The 16,163-nt window shown below is 65.3% G+C and carries 15 protein-coding genes; 6 read left to right on the top strand and 9 right to left on the bottom strand.

The features are described 5' to 3' along the window. Nucleotides 1-2 precede the first annotated feature (2 nt). Both NKJ91_RS21065 and mutL read left to right on the top strand, forming a co-directional pair. A complete protein-coding gene (locus NKJ91_RS21065) occupies nt 3-905 on the top strand; it encodes a LysR family transcriptional regulator (RefSeq protein ID WP_352457113.1) in 903 nt (300 codons plus the stop codon). An 80-nt stretch (nt 906-985) separates the two neighbouring features. Next, nucleotides 986-2,836: a DNA mismatch repair endonuclease MutL gene (mutL, locus tag NKJ91_RS21060; protein ID WP_352457112.1), complete on the top strand. Its 1,851-nt coding sequence runs from the start codon at nt 986-988 to the stop codon at nt 2,834-2,836. A 205-nt stretch (nt 2,837-3,041) separates the two neighbouring features. Here mutL and NKJ91_RS21055 read toward each other — a convergent pair whose 3' ends face one another. Beyond that, nucleotides 3,042-3,935, bottom strand: coding sequence for a DMT family transporter (locus NKJ91_RS21055; protein WP_352457111.1), 894 nt, complete (start codon nt 3,933-3,935; stop codon nt 3,042-3,044). Nucleotides 3,936-4,025: 90 nt separating this feature from the next. Between NKJ91_RS21055 and NKJ91_RS21050 the strand changes: the two genes are divergently transcribed. Both NKJ91_RS21050 and NKJ91_RS21045 read left to right on the top strand, forming a co-directional pair. Continuing rightward, nucleotides 4,026-4,952, top strand: a complete 927-nt coding sequence (locus tag NKJ91_RS21050) for a LysR substrate-binding domain-containing protein (RefSeq protein ID WP_352457110.1) — start codon at nt 4,026-4,028, stop codon at nt 4,950-4,952. Between the two features lie 230 nt (nt 4,953-5,182). Continuing rightward, a complete protein-coding gene (locus NKJ91_RS21045; protein ID WP_031211156.1) occupies nt 5,183-5,416 on the top strand; it encodes a DUF2093 domain-containing protein in 234 nt (77 codons plus the stop codon). Between the two features lie 252 nt (nt 5,417-5,668). On the opposite strand, the gene lpxK is transcribed toward NKJ91_RS21045, so the two are convergent. From lpxK to epmA, 7 genes are all read right to left on the bottom strand, one after another. Then, complete coding sequence (lpxK, locus tag NKJ91_RS21040) at nt 5,669-6,697, bottom strand: tetraacyldisaccharide 4'-kinase (RefSeq protein WP_352457109.1); 1,029 nt, start codon at nt 6,695-6,697, stop codon at nt 5,669-5,671. A 1-nt stretch (nt 6,698) separates the two neighbouring features. Continuing rightward, nucleotides 6,699-8,015, bottom strand: a complete 1,317-nt coding sequence (waaA, locus tag NKJ91_RS21035) for a lipid IV(A) 3-deoxy-D-manno-octulosonic acid transferase (protein WP_352457108.1) — start codon at nt 8,013-8,015, stop codon at nt 6,699-6,701. Beyond that, complete coding sequence (locus tag NKJ91_RS21030; protein ID WP_023717166.1) at nt 8,012-8,791, bottom strand: lysophospholipid acyltransferase family protein; 780 nt, start codon at nt 8,789-8,791, stop codon at nt 8,012-8,014. Before NKJ91_RS21030 ends, waaA begins: the two co-directional genes overlap by 4 nt. A 5-nt stretch (nt 8,792-8,796) precedes the next feature. Continuing rightward, complete coding sequence (locus NKJ91_RS21025; RefSeq protein ID WP_352457107.1) at nt 8,797-9,042, bottom strand: DUF4170 domain-containing protein; 246 nt, start codon at nt 9,040-9,042, stop codon at nt 8,797-8,799. Between the two features lie 74 nt (nt 9,043-9,116). Beyond that, nucleotides 9,117-9,923: a 3'(2'),5'-bisphosphate nucleotidase CysQ gene (locus tag NKJ91_RS21020; RefSeq protein ID WP_352457106.1), complete on the bottom strand. Its 807-nt coding sequence runs from the start codon at nt 9,921-9,923 to the stop codon at nt 9,117-9,119. After that, nucleotides 9,910-11,253, bottom strand: a complete 1,344-nt coding sequence (locus NKJ91_RS21015; protein ID WP_352457105.1) for a TldD/PmbA family protein — start codon at nt 11,251-11,253, stop codon at nt 9,910-9,912. The genes NKJ91_RS21020 and NKJ91_RS21015 overlap by 14 nt, the downstream gene beginning before the upstream one ends. A gap of 168 nt (nt 11,254-11,421) precedes the next feature. After that, a complete protein-coding gene (gene epmA, locus NKJ91_RS21010) occupies nt 11,422-12,468 on the bottom strand; it encodes an EF-P lysine aminoacylase EpmA (RefSeq protein WP_352457104.1) in 1,047 nt (348 codons plus the stop codon). 114 nt (nt 12,469-12,582) lie between these two features. On the opposite strand from epmA, the gene efp reads away from it, so the two are divergent. Next, nucleotides 12,583-13,149, top strand: a complete 567-nt coding sequence (efp, locus tag NKJ91_RS21005; RefSeq protein WP_352457103.1) for an elongation factor P — start codon at nt 12,583-12,585, stop codon at nt 13,147-13,149. Between the two features lie 109 nt (nt 13,150-13,258). Here efp and NKJ91_RS21000 read toward each other — a convergent pair whose 3' ends face one another. Next, nucleotides 13,259-14,287, bottom strand: a complete 1,029-nt coding sequence (locus NKJ91_RS21000) for an AraC family transcriptional regulator (protein WP_352457102.1) — start codon at nt 14,285-14,287, stop codon at nt 13,259-13,261. A 226-nt stretch (nt 14,288-14,513) separates the two neighbouring features. Between NKJ91_RS21000 and NKJ91_RS20995 the strand changes: the two genes are divergently transcribed. Continuing rightward, nucleotides 14,514-15,896, top strand: coding sequence for an FAD-binding oxidoreductase (locus tag NKJ91_RS20995; protein WP_352457101.1), 1,383 nt, complete (start codon nt 14,514-14,516; stop codon nt 15,894-15,896). The last annotated feature ends 267 nt before the right edge of the window (nt 15,897-16,163 follow it).

Here is a 16,163-nt window from a genome sequence, read left to right as displayed (position 1 = left end):
ATATGGATCGCCTTACGAGTATGGCCGTGTTCGTCAAAGCCGTCGACCTGGGCTCGTTCGCAGCTGCGGCGGCGGCTCTCGATCTGTCCGGGCCGATGGTCGGCAAGCATGTCCGGTTTCTCGAGGAGCGCCTGAGCGTGCGCCTCATCAACCGGACCACGCGCCGCCAAAGCCTGACCGATTTCGGGCGCGCCTATTATGAACGCTGCCGGTTGGTGCTTGCCGAAGCGGAGGCCGCCGATGCACTCGCCGCCGACCAGCTTGCCGAACCGCGCGGAAAGCTGCGTGTCCTGATGCCGGTGCATTTCGGCCGGCGCTGCGTTGCCCCGATCCTGTTCGGCCTTGCGCAGCAATATCCGGCGCTGGAACTTGACCTATCGTTCAGCGATGCCATCGCCGATCTCGCAGAGGATGGCTGCGACCTTGCCATCCGAACGGGCGATCTGGAGGACCAGACCGGGGCGATGGCGCGTCGCATCGCGCGCCAGCACATGGTCGTCTGCGCGTCCCCGCCCTATCTCGACCGGCACGGCGAGCCACATGAAATAGATGACCTCGGCAGCCATCAGGCGATCATCTACCGCCGTTCCGGGCGTGCCGTTCAGCCGTGGCTGTTTCCGCGCAATGGCCACCCCGCGATTGAGGTCAGGCCAGTCAGCAGATTGCGGCTCGACGACCTCGATGCCATCGCCGATGCCGCGGCCGCCGGCATGGGCCTCGCGTGGCTGCCATACTGGATGGTTCGCCAGCGCATCCAGGCGGGCGCACTTGTCCCGCTGTTGCCGGAACAATCCCGGTTTCTCTACGACGTTCATGCCCTGTGGTTGCAGACGCCTCATCTGCCGATGAAAGTCCGCCTTGCCGTCGATGCACTGTCGGCAGCGCTGCCCAAGCTCATGAGTTGAAGTGCACGGCCGCAGTCGGCTGCGTGGATTTCCTCAATTCCGCCCTCCCGCATCGACCACGAATCCGCCTATAGTGCCCCATGCCGATCCGCCAGCTTTCCGAAACGATGATCAACCAGATCGCCGCCGGCGAAGTCATCGAGCGTCCGGCAAGCGTGGTCAAGGAACTGGTCGAGAACGCGCTCGATGCCGGTGCAAGCCGTGTCGAGATCGTGACCGCCGGCGGCGGGCTGAACCTGATCCGCGTCAGCGACGACGGCTCGGGCATTCCGGAAAAGGAACTGGCGCTGGCGATTGCGCGCCATTGCACCTCCAAGCTCGCCGACGACATTCACGACATCCGCTCGCTCGGCTTTCGCGGCGAGGCCTTGCCGTCAATCGGCTCGGTGGCGCGGCTGTCGATCCGCTCGCGCACCGCGTCCAGTGAAAACGCCGCCGAGATCGGCATCGACGGCGGCCGCGTCTCCGCGGTCAGGCCGGCGGCGGCCAATCGCGGAACCACGGTCGAGGTGCGCGACCTGTTCTTCGCCACACCCGCCAGGCTCAAATTCATGAAGGGTGAGCGCGCCGAAAGCTCGGCCATCGGCGACGTGGTCAAGCGCATCGCCATCGCCTTCCCCGCCGTGCGCTTCACCCTGGCCGGCCCGGACCGCTCGACGCTGGAACTGCCGGCGACCGACGACAGCCCGGAAGGCCGGTTGCGCCGGGTGGCGCAGGTGATGGGCGTCGACTTTCCCGACAATGCGATCGCCATCGACGCGATGCGGGACGGCGTGCATCTCGCCGGCCATGTCTCGGTCCCCTCCTTCACCCGCGCCAACGCGCTGCAGCAATACGCTTATGTCAACGGCCGCCCGGTGCGTGACAAACTGATCGCCGGCGCCATTCGCGGCGCCTTCGCCGACGTGCTGCCGCGCGACCGCCATGCCGTCAGCGTGCTGTTCCTGACGCTCGATCCGGCGATCGTCGACGTCAATGTCCACCCGGCCAAGGCAGACGTGCGCTTCCGCGACCCGGGGCTGGTGCGCGGGCTGATCGTCGGCGCTATCCGCGAAGCGCTGGCCAATGCCGGCATCCGCGCCGCCACCACCGGGGCCGCCGGCATGATGGCGGCGTTCCGGCCAGGCGCGGCATCCTCTGCGCATGGTGGCCCCGCCAACGGTCACCGCAGCTACGAGGCCGCCTATCGGGCATCGGGCTTTTCCGGGTTCGATCCTGCCCGTTCGCCGCAGCGGCCGCTTGATATGGGCGACGGGTTCGGCGAGGACGAGCAGGCGGCCTTCGACGCGGGGCCGCTGCACAGCGCCGATGCGCGCGCCGGGCAAAACGAAGCGGCGGAAACGCTGCTCGGCACGGCGCTGGGCGCGGCGCGCGCGCAAGTGCACGAGAATTATATCGTCGCCCAGACCAGGGATTCGCTTGTCATCGTCGACCAGCATGCGGCGCATGAGCGGCTGGTCTACGAGGCCTTGAAGAACGCCCTCCACTCACGCGCGGTGCCGTCGCAGATGCTGCTGTTGCCCGAGATTGTCGATCTGTCGGAAGAGGATGCCGAGCGGCTTGCCAGGCATTCCGAGACGCTGGCCCGCTTCGGCCTCGGCATCGAGCGCTTCGGCCCCGGTGCCGTCGCGGTGCGCGAGACGCCGTCGATGCTCGGCGAGACCAACGTCCAGCAGCTGGTGCGCGATCTCGCCGACGAGATCGCCGACAACGACACGGTCGACACGCTGAAGGAGCGGCTGGACAGGATAGCCGCGACCATGGCCTGCCACGGCTCGGTGCGCTCCGGCCGGCTGCTCAAACCGGAAGAGATGAATGCGCTGCTGCGGCAGATGGAGGCGACGCCGGGCTCCGGCACCTGCAACCACGGCCGCCCGACCTATATCGAGCTCAAGCTCGCGGATATCGAGAGATTGTTCGGGCGGCGATAAGAAACTCGCAGGGCGCAGCCCCCACCCGGACCTTCGGTCCGACCTCCCCACAAGGGGGAGGTAGGGAGCCTACCCGCCGACGCCTCGCGAGGAGCTTACCCTCCCCCTTGTGGGGAGGGTCGCTGCGAAGCAGCGGGGTGGGGGTACGAAAAGAGCCGCTGTACAGCGGCTCTTTTCGAGTCAGGCACAGCCCCAAACCCTTTGCTCATCTCTTCAAATTCACCACAATGACGCCGCCGAGCGCCAGTGCGCCGCCGAGGATGCCGAGCAGCGTCGGCACCTCGCCCAGCCAGAAGAAGCCGATCAGCGTCGCCATCGGCGACACCAGATAGAGGAAGTTCGAGGCGCGCGCCGCGGGCAGCCGGGACAGCGCTGTTGCCCATGCGGCATAGGCGATGAGGCTGGGCACGATGCCGAGAAAGATGACGGCGCCGAGCCCGGCGGTGTCGGCGACCGCCGCTTGCGCCAGACCGCTCGGCAGGAACGGCGACAGGCAGAGCGCGCCAAGCACCATGTTCGAGGCCGAGATGGTCAGCGGGTGATGGCGGGCAAACAGCGGCTTCTGGACGATGGTGTTGACGGCCGAGCACAGCGCCGAGCCGAGGACAAGCAGCGCACCATTGTTGAAATGCAGCCCTTGCCCCTCGCCCATGGCGATGATCCCGATACCGGCGAAGGACAGGAATGTGCCGGCCCAGGCCAGGCCCGAGAAGCGTTCGCCGAGCAGCGCCATGGCCATGATGGCGGTGAAGATCGGGCTGACATTGATGATGAAGCCGGCCGCACCGGCCGAAACGGTCAGCTCGCCGAAATTGAGCATCACCGTGTAGAGTGCGACGAAGACGGCACCACTGAAGACAAAGCGCCAGAGTTCATCGAGCCTGGGCAGCGCCGGCCGCTTGACCGCGAGGAAGATCGCCGCCGGAACCGCGGCGATGGCAAAGCGCAGCGCGCCAAGTTCCAGCGGCCCGAAAGCGGCAAGGCCGGCGCGGATCGCCGGAAAGGCGGAGGCCCAGCCGACCACCGTCAGCGCCACCGCGATGGCAGCCGTGGCATCCATGCGCTGTGTCGTATTCAACGTGCCGGTGTAAGCGCTCATCTGGGTGTCCTCGCGATCCAATGCCATGAAGTAGAGAAACGCTATTGCGGGTCGGTTGACAAACGAACAAATCGAGGATCACCTGTGACTATGGATCACAGCTTAGACCCGATGCTGCCGCTCGAAACGCTGCGCGCCTTCGACGCCGCGGCTCGGACCGGCAGCTTTTCGGCGGCGGCCGAGAAGCTCAACATCACCCACGGCGCCGTCAGCCGGCAGATCGCCAAGCTCGAGGGCTGGCTTGGGCTGAAAGTCTTCGATCGCGGCGCCCGCGGCGTCTCTCTGACCGTCGAAGGCAATCGCCTGCATCTGCGCACCACCGAAGCCTTTGCCCTGATCGCCAGCAATTCGGACCGTTGGGTCGAGCCGCGCGGCACGGCGGTGGTGCGGCTGACCTCGATCCCTTCGGTCAGCGGGCTGTGGCTGATGCCGCGCATGGCGGCGCTGGAGAACCACCCGTCCAAGCTGCGTATCGTGCTCGACGTCGACATCCGCCAAGGCGATCTTGCCGACGAGGGCATCGACCTGTCGATCCGCTGCGGGCGCGGTCGCATTCCGGGCCGGATCTCGGTGCAGCTTTTCGAAGAATATGTGTTCCCGGTCGCCTCGCCGGGACTGGCCAGGCAGATCGGTCGCGGAGATCCCGCCCGGCTACTCAACTATCCGGTTATCAATGATTCCGACGCTTCGGCGTGGCGCGCCTGGTTTGCGGCGCAGGAGATGGACTATCGGCCGCGGCCGCACGACCGCCGTTTCGAGGACTACAACCTCGTGCTCGACGCCGCCGCGCACGGGCTCGGTATTGCGCTGGCACGTCCGCCGTTGACGGTGGACCAATTGAAATCGGGCCGCATCGTCGCCGTAGACGAGCGCAGTGCGCTCAGCCCGATATCTTACTGGCTCGACCGGCCGCTGGGGCGCCCGCGCGCCGCCGCCGCCGAACTCGCCCGGCGCATCGCGGTCCAGGCAGGACTAGCAGCGGAGAAGATCGAAGAGTTTATCATCGCCGAAGAATGAGATGCCTAAGGCGCGTTGCGTTCGACCGGCCTCATGCGACGCGCTTCAGGTTCTTGTGTTTATGCATGTCGCGCAAAACCGCTGCACACTTTTGCGCGACATGCATTGGCATCCGGTTTGCCGGCTTGTTCGAGCAAGTGCCACCAGAAACAGAACCAGGCAAGGCCAACCGAGCTTGACCTCGCCGCAATTTGTGGCGATGACATCGTCATGAATTTCGGCACCACCCCATGATGAACCGTTTCGAAGGACCCGGCGGCAAGGAAGCCCGCATCCGCTATCTCGACGGCGACTTCCAGGTGACCAGCCCCGGCGCCTTCGTGCGCTGCGCGGTGACCGGCGAGAGCATCCCGCTCGACGAGCTCAAATACTGGAGTGTCGCCAGGCAGGAACCCTATGTGAATGCCGCCGCCTCGCTGCGCCGCGAGATCGAAGCGCATCCGGAACTGCGCCGCCGACGCTAGTCCAGCGCAAATGGAAGTCGCCCCGTTGCGATCCTGCGCCCTCTGCCGCGGCGTCAGGCCGGCAACACCGAAACCTTAGAGGCTATCTTGAAATAAAAAACCCGCCTCAGGCTCGAGGGCGGGTCACCGGCGAATCATCACCATAGCTAAATTACTAGCATAGCTGCCGGCACAAAGCAAGAACAAAATACGTTCGACCGGCGGAAAGCTGCAAATTCCAGTCCCGCATTGCCTCGGTGCTCAAGCTTCTGGTCAGCCTTTAAGCCGGCGCTGCCGCCAGGCATCCAGCGTCTCGTCCATGATGCGTTGCGGCACATGGTCGAGCTCGAAGACGGTGTCGATCTCCAGCACATCGAGCCCGTCGAGGAATTCCGGCGGTGCTGCGCCGTGACGCAGGCGGGCAGCGTCCTTGGCGGTGGTAATGAGGCCAAGCCCGGCTTTACGTGCCGTCGCCGCCAATTCGGCAAGCTCGTCCTCGCCATAGAAATGATGGTCAGGAAACGATTTGGTCAGCGCAAGCTCGCCGCCGGCCTCGCGGACAGTGTCGAAAAACTTATCGGGATGACCGATGCCGGCGAACGCCAGGAAACGCCTGCCGGCCAGCGTCACCTTGCTGCTCGGGGCAGTGTGCGCCTCGAAGATCGGCCTGCCGGCGCGCGCTGCCTGGCGCACGACCGTGTCGGCCGCGGTGCCCTCGCCCATCTTCAGCAAGGCGCTGGTGAAGACCAGTTGGTCGACGATCTTTGCCCGCAGAGGCCCGCCGGGGATGACGCGGCCATTGCCGATGCCATGGCGCGCATCGACAACGACCAGCGCATAGTCGATGTGGATGCGCGCGCTCTGAAAACCGTCATCCATGATCAAGAAATCGCAGCCGAGCTTCTCCAGCAGAAGCCTGGCGCCCGCGGCCCGGTTCGGCGTCACCGCGACCGGCGCGTGTTCGGCCAGAAGCAGCGGCTCGTCGCCGACATGCTTGGCGGCGTCGTGGTGCGGATCGACGATATGCGGCTGCGCGAAGGAGCCGCCATGGCCGCGCGACAGGAAACCCGGATTGAGCTGCATGCGCCTGGCCTGCTCGGCCAGCGCGATCGCCACCGGCGTCTTGCCGGTGCCGCCGACGGTGAAGTTGCCGACGCAGAGCACCGGCGCCTCGACCTTTTCGCGCGGCGCGTGCCGCATGCGGCGACCGGCGACAAGCGCATAGACGGCGGAAAGCGGCGACAGCGCCGTGACACGCCAGTCCGGCTCTTCCCACCAGAAGGGTGGCGCTTCCGAGGTCACGTCAGCGCCCGTTCGCGCCCTTCAGGCGCGACTTGACGACCAGCGGCTGGATATAGGGCTCGAGCGACCTGAGCGTATGCGCCAGCGCACCGCGCATCTCGTCGACCGTCGCCGCACCCGCCGCCATCATCTCATGGCGGGCCGCCTCGTTGGTCAAAAGGAAATTAACGGCGCCGGCCAGCATATCGCGGTCGCGCACCAGCTTGGCGCCGCCGCTATCGAGCAGGCGCTGATAGGCCTCGCGAAAATTCTGGACGTTGCGGCCGGCAAGCACCGCTGTCTCCAGCATGGCTGGTTCCAGCGGGTTCTGGCCGCCCTCGGAAGTCAGCGAACGGCCGACAAAGGCGATTTCCGTCAGCCTCAGATAAAGCCCCATCTCGCCGATCGTGTCGCCGAGCAGAATATCGGTGTCGGCGGTGATCCTGTCGCCCTTGCTGCGCTGCGCCAGCTTCAGGCCCATGCCGGAAATCTGGGCGGCCAGCTGCCCGGCGCGATCGGGATGGCGCGGCACGATGATCGTCAAAAGCCCGTGGTGGCGCTTGTGCAGCATGGCGTGAACTTCGGCGGCGACCGCCTCTTCGCCGTCATGGGTCGAGGTCGCCGCCCAGGTCGGGCGACCGCCGATCTGGCGTTTCAGCGCCGCCAACGCCCGCTCGTCGGCCGGCGGCGGCGCGGTGTCGACCTTGAGATTGCCGGATACGGTGACCGGCCGGGCGCCGAGCGACAGGAACCGCTCGCCATCGAGATCCGACTGGGCGACGACATGGGCAAGATTTTCGAACAATGCTTCGGCAATGTTGGCGCGCTTCTTCCAGGACTTGAAGGAGCGGTCGGACAGCCTGCCGTTGACCAGAACCTGCGGCACGCGGCGGGCGCCGAGTTCCAGGATGGTCATCGGCCAGATCTCCGATTCGGCGATGATCGCCAGGTCCGGCTGCCAATGGTCGAGGAAGCGGCTGACCGCCGGCTTGAGGTCGAGCGGCACATATTGGTGGATGATGCGGTCGCCCAGCCGTTTTTCGGCGACCTGCGCCGAGGTTACCGTGCCCGTCGTCAGCACGATGTTGACGCCGTAATCGAGAATGCTCTCGACCAGCGGCACGACGGCGATGGTCTCGCCGACGCTGGCTGCATGGATCCAGATCACCGGGCCTTCGGGACGCTCGCGTCCGGCGACGCCGTAGCGTTCACGCCGGCGAATGCGGTCCTCCTTGCCTCTGGAAGTGCGCCAGGCGACGTAAGGTCCGACCAGCGGGTAAGCGGCGGCCCCGGCGAAGCGGTAGGCCGTCAGGAAGGCGCGGGCCCAGCGCATACTCATTTCGAACCGTCCACAAGGCGATAGGCCTCGGCGGTCGCGGCATTGAGCGAGGCCGTGACCTCCTGGCGCTTGCGTTCCATTTCCGCGGCGTCGGCGTTGGCCGGCACGAAGACAGGCGTGCCGACGACAATCGAGGAGCGGCCGAAGGGCAAGTTGATCGTCGTCTTGTCCCAGCTGCCCTCGATCACCTTGCGGCGACTGGTGGCTATCGCGGCAGGCAGGATCGGCCGGCCTGACAGCCGCGCCAGAAGGACGACGCCGAGCCCCGCATCGCGCGGCGTGCCGTGGGGAATATCAGCAATCATGGCGACATTCTTGCCGGTGGCGAGCGACTTTTTGAGGGCGATGAGCGCCTTGGCCCCGCCCTTGTCGAGATGCCTTGCGCTTTCGCGCCCGCCAGAGCCGCGCACCGCCTCGATGCCGAATTTCTCGACCATCAGCGCGTTGAGCTCGGCATCGGCGCTGCGCGATACCATGGCAACCAGCGGCCGTCCCTTGGGATAGTAAGCCGGGGTCAGCAGGTGCTGGCCGTGCCAGAGCGCGATGATACCAGGCTCGAGCTGCGCATAGGCGCCGCCGGAAAACTTGGCCGATCCGTCGACCATGCGGTTGGTCAAGCGGACAAGGCGGACGAAATACGCAAACAGCGCGGCAAGCGCATTCTTGACGAATCGCGACTGCGCCAGCGGTTCGCGGATCTTGCGCCAGAACGTCTTCGGCTTGCGACGTCTGACCGCCGACCGCGGGGCTGATCGCTTGACCGCTTCATGGTTCATCGATGTCAACCGACAGCCTTGTTTTCGGGGTCGAGCAGGCGGTGCAGGTGAACGACGAAATAGCGCATATGGGCATTGTCGACGCTAGCTTGCGCCTTGGCCTTCCAGACGGCGTGCGCCGATTGATAGTCCGGATAGATGCCGACAATATCGAGCGCGTCGAGATCGCGGAATTCGGCGCCGCCCAGCTTCTTGAGTTCGCCGCCGAACACCAGGTGCAAAAGCTGTTTCTTTCCGTCTTCAGCGGCCATGTCGATCCTTCACATATCGTGAGTTTGGGACAGGTCTAGACCAAAGCCGCCGACTTTGGAACTATTGATAGTGGTCAATTGTCAAGCCCGGCGATGACGCCGGCGAGCACGGCGAGGAGTTCGCCGCTGCCGGCGGCGAGCGGTCCGTGACGGATCACTTCGCCGGCATAGAGCGGCGCGCGGCCATGCCGATCGAGCAAGGCGCCGCCTGCCTCGCGCAGGATGAGATCGGCCGCGGCGATGTCCCAGTCATGCGCGTTGGCCTTGACGAAGGTGGCATCGAGCTGGCCGCCGGCGATCATCGCCAGCCGGTAGGCGAGCGAAGGAATATAGAGCACGCGCTTCAGCCGTTTGTGCCATTTCGCCGGCATCAGGTCGATCATCGCCTTCGGTCCGGCGATTTCGGCCGTTTCCGACGGCGGACGCACGCTGATGCGCCTGCCGTTCAGGAACGCGCCCTCGCCCGGCAGCGCCCAATAGATTTCGCCCTTCGCCGGGCAGTCGAGCACGCCGGCAAGCGTGCGGCCGTTCTCGACCACCGCGACGCTGACGCACCATGTCGGCAGGCCTTCGAGGAAGCCGCGCGTGCCGTCGATCGGATCGACGACAAAGGTGCGGCGCGCGATAAGTCTTATCGGGTCGTCGACGGTTTCCTCCGACAACCAGCCATAGTCCGGCCGGGCCGCCAGCAAGGTCTCGCGCAGATATTTGTCGGCGGCGTGATCGGCTTCGCTGACCGGCGAGGTGCCGCCCTTCATCCACACCTGCGGATTGTTGTTGAAGTACTGCATGGCGATGAGCCCCGCCTCGCGGGCGGCGTCGCGCAGCAGCTCCAGGTCTTCAGTAGCGCCGGCCGTGACGGCCGGGTCAAGCTCCGGCAAGGGTCATTCCTTCGATCAAAAGCGTGGGTGCGGCGGTGCCGAAATTGCGGTCGAGATCGCTCGCCGGAACCATGTTGAGGAACATCGTCTTCAGATTGGAGGCGATGGTCACCTCGGCGACGGGATAGGCCAGCTCGCCATTTTCGATCCAGAAGCCGGAAGCGCCGCGGCTATATTCGCCCGTCACCATGTCGACGCCCTGGCCGAACACTTCGGTGACGTAGAAGCCGGTCTTGAGCGACTTGATCAGCTCTTCCGGCGTATTTTCCCCGGGCTCGATGGCGAGATTGGTCGACGACGGCGAGACCGACGAGCCGCTGCGCGAGCCGCGCCCATTGGTGACGAGGCCGAGTTCCCGAGCCGCCGAAGTCGACAGGAACCAGTGGTTGAGCACGCCCTTGTCGACCATGAACAGTTTTTCGCCCTCGACGCCTTCGCCGTCGAACGGGCGCGAGGCCTGTCCACGGCGCCGGAGCGGCTCGTCGGTGACGGTGATTGCGGCCGAAGCCACCTTCTTGCCCATCATGTCGCGGAGAAAGCTGGTCTTGCGCGCGACCGCGGCGCCATTGATGGCACCGGCAAGGTGGCCGGCAATGCCGCGCGCCACACGCGGATCGAACACCACGTCGACAGGCCCGGTCGCCGCCTTGCGCGCGCCAATGCGGCGTACGGCGCGCTCACCGGCCTTGCGGCCGATGTCTTCCGGCGCGTCGAGATCGGAAAAATGCTGGCGCGAGGAGAATTCGTAGTCGCGCTCCATGCCGGTGCCCTCGCCGGCGATCACGCTGGTCGAGCGTGAAAAACGCGAGGCGACGTAATGGCCGACGAAGCCGTGCGAGGTGGCGAGCACCAGGCCGCCGAGCCCGGCACTGGCGCCACTGCCGGCCGAATTGGTGACGCCCTTGACGGCAAGCGCCGCCGCTTCGGCGGCAAGCGCTGCTTCCTTCAACTGGTCCGCCGATACCTCCGTGGCGTCGAACAGATCGAGGTCGCGCGGTTTCTTGACCAGCAAGGCCGGGTCGGCGAGGCCCTGATAGGGATCCTCGGGGGACACCTTGGCCATGGCGACCGCGCGCTCGGCCAGCATATTGGGGTCGGATGCCGCCGTTGCCGAAACGCTCGCTACCCGCTTGCCGACGAAGACGCGCAGCGAGACGTCCTCGCTCTCGGACGCCTCTGTGCCTTCGACCTTGCCAAGCCGCACCGACACGCCGGTCGAGCGGCCGCGTACCGCAACGGCATCGGCGGCATCGGCGCCGGCCCGTTTGGCAGCCTCGACCAGGGCCGCGACGCGATCGGTCAGTTTCGCTGCGTCGAGCGTATCGGTCATGCGCATGATCCTGTTATTTCCGGCCGGCTGAAGGGCAGCCGCTGCTGCCCCATCTATTGTCCCGATGCCGCTTCTGCAATGGGAGAAGCGGGCAAACCGGGTGCATCAAGCGCCGAAACAGAACCGCAGGCCGCAGGCGGATGAACGGCGAGCGAGATCGACAATCCCTCAGGAAGCGGCCACCGGTGTCCAGATCACGTCCTCGATCCTGAGCGCGCCGGTGGCGAGCATCACCAGCCGGTCGAAGCCGAGCGCGGCGCCGCTCGCCTGCGGCATGATGGCGAGCGCGGCGAGGAAGTCCTCGTCGATCGGATAGCGTTCGCCATAGACACGCTGCTTCTCATCCATTTCGGCGGCAAAGCGCCGGCGCTGCTCGGCCGGATCGGTCAACTCGCCAAAGGCGTTGGCGAGTTCGACGCCGCAGCAATAGAGCTCGAAGCGCTCGGCAGTGCGCGGATTGTCGGCGCTCGGCCGGGCCAATGCCGCCTCCGAGATCGGATATCCGAAAAGAATGGTGTTGCGCCCCTGCCCCAGCGCCGGCTCGATTTTTTCGACCATCACCCGGCTGAACAGGTCGGCCCAATTGTCGTCGGGCGCGGTCCGCAATCCGGCCTGGACCAGGGCGGCATGCAACCCCGCGCGGTCGGTGCTGCCGTCGGCTGCAACCGTCGCCAGCAGATCGATGCCGGCATGGCGCATGAAGGCTTCGGCGACGCTCAACCGTTCCGGCTCGGCGAACGGATCGGCTTCACGGCCGCGGAAGCTAAAACGCTTCGCTCCGGCCCGTTCGGCCGCCAGCGCTACGAGCTCGGCGCAATCGCGCATCAGGCTCTCATAGGTCTCGCCGACGCGGTACCATTCGAGCATGGTGAACTCAGGATGGTGCAAGGGGCCGCGCTCGCGGTTGCGCCAGACAGCCCCGAGGCTGAAGATGCGCTCCTCGCCGGCGGCAAGCAGCTTCTTACAGGCGAATTCCGGCGACGTGTGGAGGTAGAGCGGCTGGCGCTGCCCGTCCGGCCCGATCGCCTCGGTGGCAAAGGCCGACAGGTGCGCTTCATTGCCGGGCGAGACCTGCAGGGCCGATGTCTCCACCTCGACGAAGTCGCGGCGGGCGAACCAGTCGCGCATCCCGGCGGCAATGGCATTGCGCAGGATCAGCCGCGGCCGGCGGTCGGCGTGGACATGCGGCGTCCACCACGGCGAGGCGGCGGTCATCGGCTTCAGGGGAATTGCACAGAGGGCTGGCGATTGCGGCCAAGATGCGCTAGGCCGCACGCAACGGCCTCTCCAGCCGATTTGCGCCAACAAATTTTATCAGGATGGAAACCCGTGAAGGTCATCGCCAGCTCCTTACGCAAAGGCAACGTCGTCGAAAAGGACGGCAAGCTTTATGTGATCCTCTTTGCCGAAAACATTCATCCTGGCAAGGGTACGCCGGTCACCCAGCTCGACATGCGGCGTATCTCCGACGGGGTAAAGGTTTCCGAGCGTTACCGCACCACCGAGCAGGTCGAGCGCGCCTATGTCGAGGAGCGCGAGCACACGTTCCTCTACCGTGACGGCGAAGGCTTTCACTTCATGAATCCGGAGACTTACGACCAGGTCGCGGTGCCGGAAAGCGTGGTCGGCGACATGGCGCCTTATCTGGTGGAAGGCATGCCGGTGCAGATCTCGCAATACAACAGCATCGCCATCTCGCTGGTACTGCCGCAGCGCGCCACCTTCGAGGTGGTCGAGACCGAGCCGGTGACCAAGGGCCAGACGGCGTCCTCGTCGTATAAACCGGCAACGCTGTCCAACGGTGTGCGCACCCTGGTACCGCCACACATCAGCGCCGGCACCCGCGTGGTGGTGATGACGGCCGATGGCGCCTATGTCGAGCGCGCGAAGGATTGAGGCGCGAAGCCTGAAACGCCTCGCCGAAAGCGTCGCGGCGGCCGGTCATCGTCTACCGCTTTGTGCCAGGGGCTTTCGGGCATTGGGACGCTGCACGCAGACCGAAGCGTCAACGCCCTGCCAGTTCTTTCCTATTGCACGACGCCAGCGGGCAATCTCTGAGCCTCGAGCAACGCCGACCGTCCTTTCGCCAGGTGCCAGGTGGAATGCCGACGAACTTTTTGAAGGCGCGATTGAAGGCGGCTTCCGACTCGTAGCCGACCTCGGCACCCGCTTGCGCGATGCTCATTTCGGGCCGTTCGAGCAAGCGTCCTGCCAGTTGCAGACGCCAGCGAGCAAGATAGTGCATGGGCGAGACCTCGACATAGTGGGTAAAGCGGCTCGCAAACGCCGTGCGCGAGAGCCCTACTTCGCGGGCGAGCCGGTCCAATGTCCATTCCTCCCTGGGGCGAGCGTGGATGAGCCGGAGCGCCTCGCCGACATGTGGATCCCGTAGGCCTGACAGCCAGCCGCGCGAATCGTCGGGGAGGGTCTCGAGATGGCGGCGGATGATCTCGACAAACATCAGCTCGCTCAGCTTGGCGAGTATCGTTTCACAGCCCGCCCGCCCACTGCCACCTTCGGCCAGCGCCAGCCGAAAAAGGTCGATAACCCAACTGCTTCCATCGGCGGGCTTGCGGGCACACAGGATGGCCGGCAATGCGGCCAGGAGAGGATTGAAGGGACGTGCATCGCAGCCAAGATACCCGCAAATGAACCGGGTCCGCTCGTCTCCGCCGCCACCATGGATCACCGCGAACGGCAGGCTCTCGTCTATCGGCCGATAATACATCGCCATATTGGGTTCGCCCCGCGCCCCCGGCGAGGAGCTCAACACGTTCGGAACACCACCGGGGAAGACAACGACATCACCGGCGTTGACGAGCACCGGCGGCACCGAATCGTCTCCCAGCGCGGCCCAGCACGAGCCCGACATCACGGCATGAAAAGAAATGATGTGCTCTGCCTCCGGCATGACGGCGGCGGCAATGTCGGCCGTGCCCGGCGACTCGCCAACCCAGGGAGAGCTGGCGTCGACGTCGAAATAGATCGCACCGGTGAGGCGAACGGCTCGGAGCACATCGGAAAGGACATCCATGCACTACACCTCCGGAAACGATCGGCTACTCCCTTTGACAACGAGTTTTTCCGCCAGGCATCTCGAACTATCCGGCAATATGGCCGCCCGAGCAACTATCCATCCGGTCTAATCCTACTCTGAACGATCGGGCAACAGAAATGGACGATGTGACATTTGCGGGAACAGCGGGCGGGATTAGCGTTTCATCGGCCGGCCGACAGGTCCAATAACAGGGAGGAATGTCATGAACGATGAAGACATCACCAAATTCGCAGCAAGCCTGCGAGGCGAAGTCATCCGCGCCGGCGACGCCCGCTATGACGAGGCCCGCAAGCTCTACAACGGCATGATCGACAAGCGGCCGCTGATGATCGCCCGCTGTGTCGACGTCGCCGACGTAATCACAGCGGTGAATTTCGGCCGCGACAACAATTTGCTGGTTGCGGTACGTGGCGGCGGCCATAACGGACCAGGATTGGGGAGCTGCGACGACGGTCTGGTGATCGACCTGTCGGCGATGAACGGCGTGCGCGTCGATCCGGATGCCCGCACGGCGCGGGTAGGCCCGGGCTGCACTCAGGGCGACCTCGACCATGCCACCCATGCCTTTGGCCTGGCCGTACCGGCGGGCATCATCTCGACCACCGGGGTCGCCGGACTGACGCTGAGCGGCGGCCATGGCTATCTGACGCGCAAATATGGCCTGACCATCGACAATCTGATCGAGGCCGATGTCGTGCTTGCCGATGGAAGCTTCGTCACCGCCAGCAAGGAGCGGAACCCCAACCTGTTCTGGGCGCTTCGCGGCGGCGGCGGCAATTTCGGCATCGTCACCAGCTTTGTGTTCAAGCTCCACCAGGTCAGCATGGTCTTTGCGGGGCCGATCGCATGGGATCAGCGCCACGCCCGCACCATCATGCAGCATTATCGCGAGTTCCTGCCGAACGCGCCCGAAGAACTCGGGATCTTTCTCGGGCTCAAGACCGTCCTCTCGAGCGCACCCTTCCCGGAAGAGTTTTGGGGAAAGCGGATGTGTCTGCTGATGTGCTGCTACAACGGCCCGGAGGAAAAGGGCAGAGAGGCGCTGGCCCCGCTGCTCGATGCGCTGCCCGCGCCCTGGTTCAACTGGATGGGAACGATGTCCTATCCCGCGGTGCAGAGCATGTTCGATGGGCTCTACCCGAAGGGAATGCAGTGGTACTGGCGGGGCGATTTCGTCAAGACGCTGTCCGACGAGGCGATCGACGCCCATCTCGAGCAGGCGGCGAAGACGCCGAGCGAGCTATCGCTCATGCACCTCTATCCGATCGATGGTGCGGTCCATCGCGTCGGCAAAGACGAGACACCCTGGAATTATCGCGATGCGACCTGGTCGATGGTCATCGCCGGGATCGATCCGGACCCACAGAAAGCGGGGCCGGTGACGCGCTGGACCAAGGCCTACTGGGAGGCCGTGCATCCGTTCGACCTGGGTGGCGCCTACCTGAACTTCATGATGGATGACGAGGGCGATGCAAGGCTCAAGGCGGCTTATGGCGACAACTATGAGCGCCTGGCTACGCTGAAGAAGAAATACGACCCAAACAACCTCTTCCGGGTGAACCAAAACATCCGGCCGGCTGCTTGACGGCGGCGACCGGCCAGGCCGGCAAGTGTCGTACCGGTTGCGGGCCAGCTAAGCCTCGGCCGGTACGATAAGGCGGCCGGTCAGGGCGCTCGCTGGCCGGCAAGCGGGATACTCGGCCGCGCTCGCCGACCGTGTTCCATGAGCGATGTCCGGCATGCGTCAGGGAACGAACATGAAGTAATCGCGGAAGCGGTGGCCACCTGAGATGTGGCGGCGATGTTCGAACATCTGGCCGGCTGGCTGTCCTCCGATAGGATGAAGAACGGG

The sequence above is a fragment of the Mesorhizobium sp. M0040 genome (genome assembly GCF_040323505.1).
Lineage (GTDB): Bacteria > Pseudomonadota > Alphaproteobacteria > Rhizobiales > Rhizobiaceae > Mesorhizobium.
Note: the sequence above shows the minus strand (reverse complement) of the source record. Positions and strands in the feature narration are given on the sequence as shown.

What these genes read in the sequence shown, in the direction of transcription:
- NKJ91_RS21065 (WP_352457113.1), top strand. Translation starts at nt 3, where the DNA reads ATGGATCGCCTTACGAGTATGGCCGTGTTCGTCAAAGCCGTCGACCTG.
- mutL (WP_352457112.1), top strand. Translation starts at nt 986, where the DNA reads ATGCCGATCCGCCAGCTTTCCGAAACGATGATCAACCAGATCGCCGCC.
- NKJ91_RS21055 (WP_352457111.1), bottom strand. Translation starts at nt 3,935, where the DNA reads ATGAGCGCTTACACCGGCACGTTGAATACGACACAGCGCATGGATGCC.
- NKJ91_RS21050 (WP_352457110.1), top strand. Translation starts at nt 4,026, where the DNA reads ATGGATCACAGCTTAGACCCGATGCTGCCGCTCGAAACGCTGCGCGCC.
- NKJ91_RS21045 (WP_031211156.1), top strand. Translation starts at nt 5,183, where the DNA reads ATGATGAACCGTTTCGAAGGACCCGGCGGCAAGGAAGCCCGCATCCGC.
- waaA (WP_352457108.1), bottom strand. Translation starts at nt 8,015, where the DNA reads ATGAGTATGCGCTGGGCCCGCGCCTTCCTGACGGCCTACCGCTTCGCC.
- NKJ91_RS21030 (WP_023717166.1), bottom strand. Translation starts at nt 8,791, where the DNA reads ATGAACCATGAAGCGGTCAAGCGATCAGCCCCGCGGTCGGCGGTCAGA.
- NKJ91_RS21025 (WP_352457107.1), bottom strand. Translation starts at nt 9,042, where the DNA reads ATGGCCGCTGAAGACGGAAAGAAACAGCTTTTGCACCTGGTGTTCGGC.
- NKJ91_RS21015 (WP_352457105.1), bottom strand. Translation starts at nt 11,253, where the DNA reads ATGACCGATACGCTCGACGCAGCGAAACTGACCGATCGCGTCGCGGCC.
- epmA (WP_352457104.1), bottom strand. Translation starts at nt 12,468, where the DNA reads ATGACCGCCGCCTCGCCGTGGTGGACGCCGCATGTCCACGCCGACCGC.
- NKJ91_RS21000 (WP_352457102.1), bottom strand. Translation starts at nt 14,287, where the DNA reads ATGGATGTCCTTTCCGATGTGCTCCGAGCCGTTCGCCTCACCGGTGCG.
- NKJ91_RS20995 (WP_352457101.1), top strand. Translation starts at nt 14,514, where the DNA reads ATGAACGATGAAGACATCACCAAATTCGCAGCAAGCCTGCGAGGCGAA.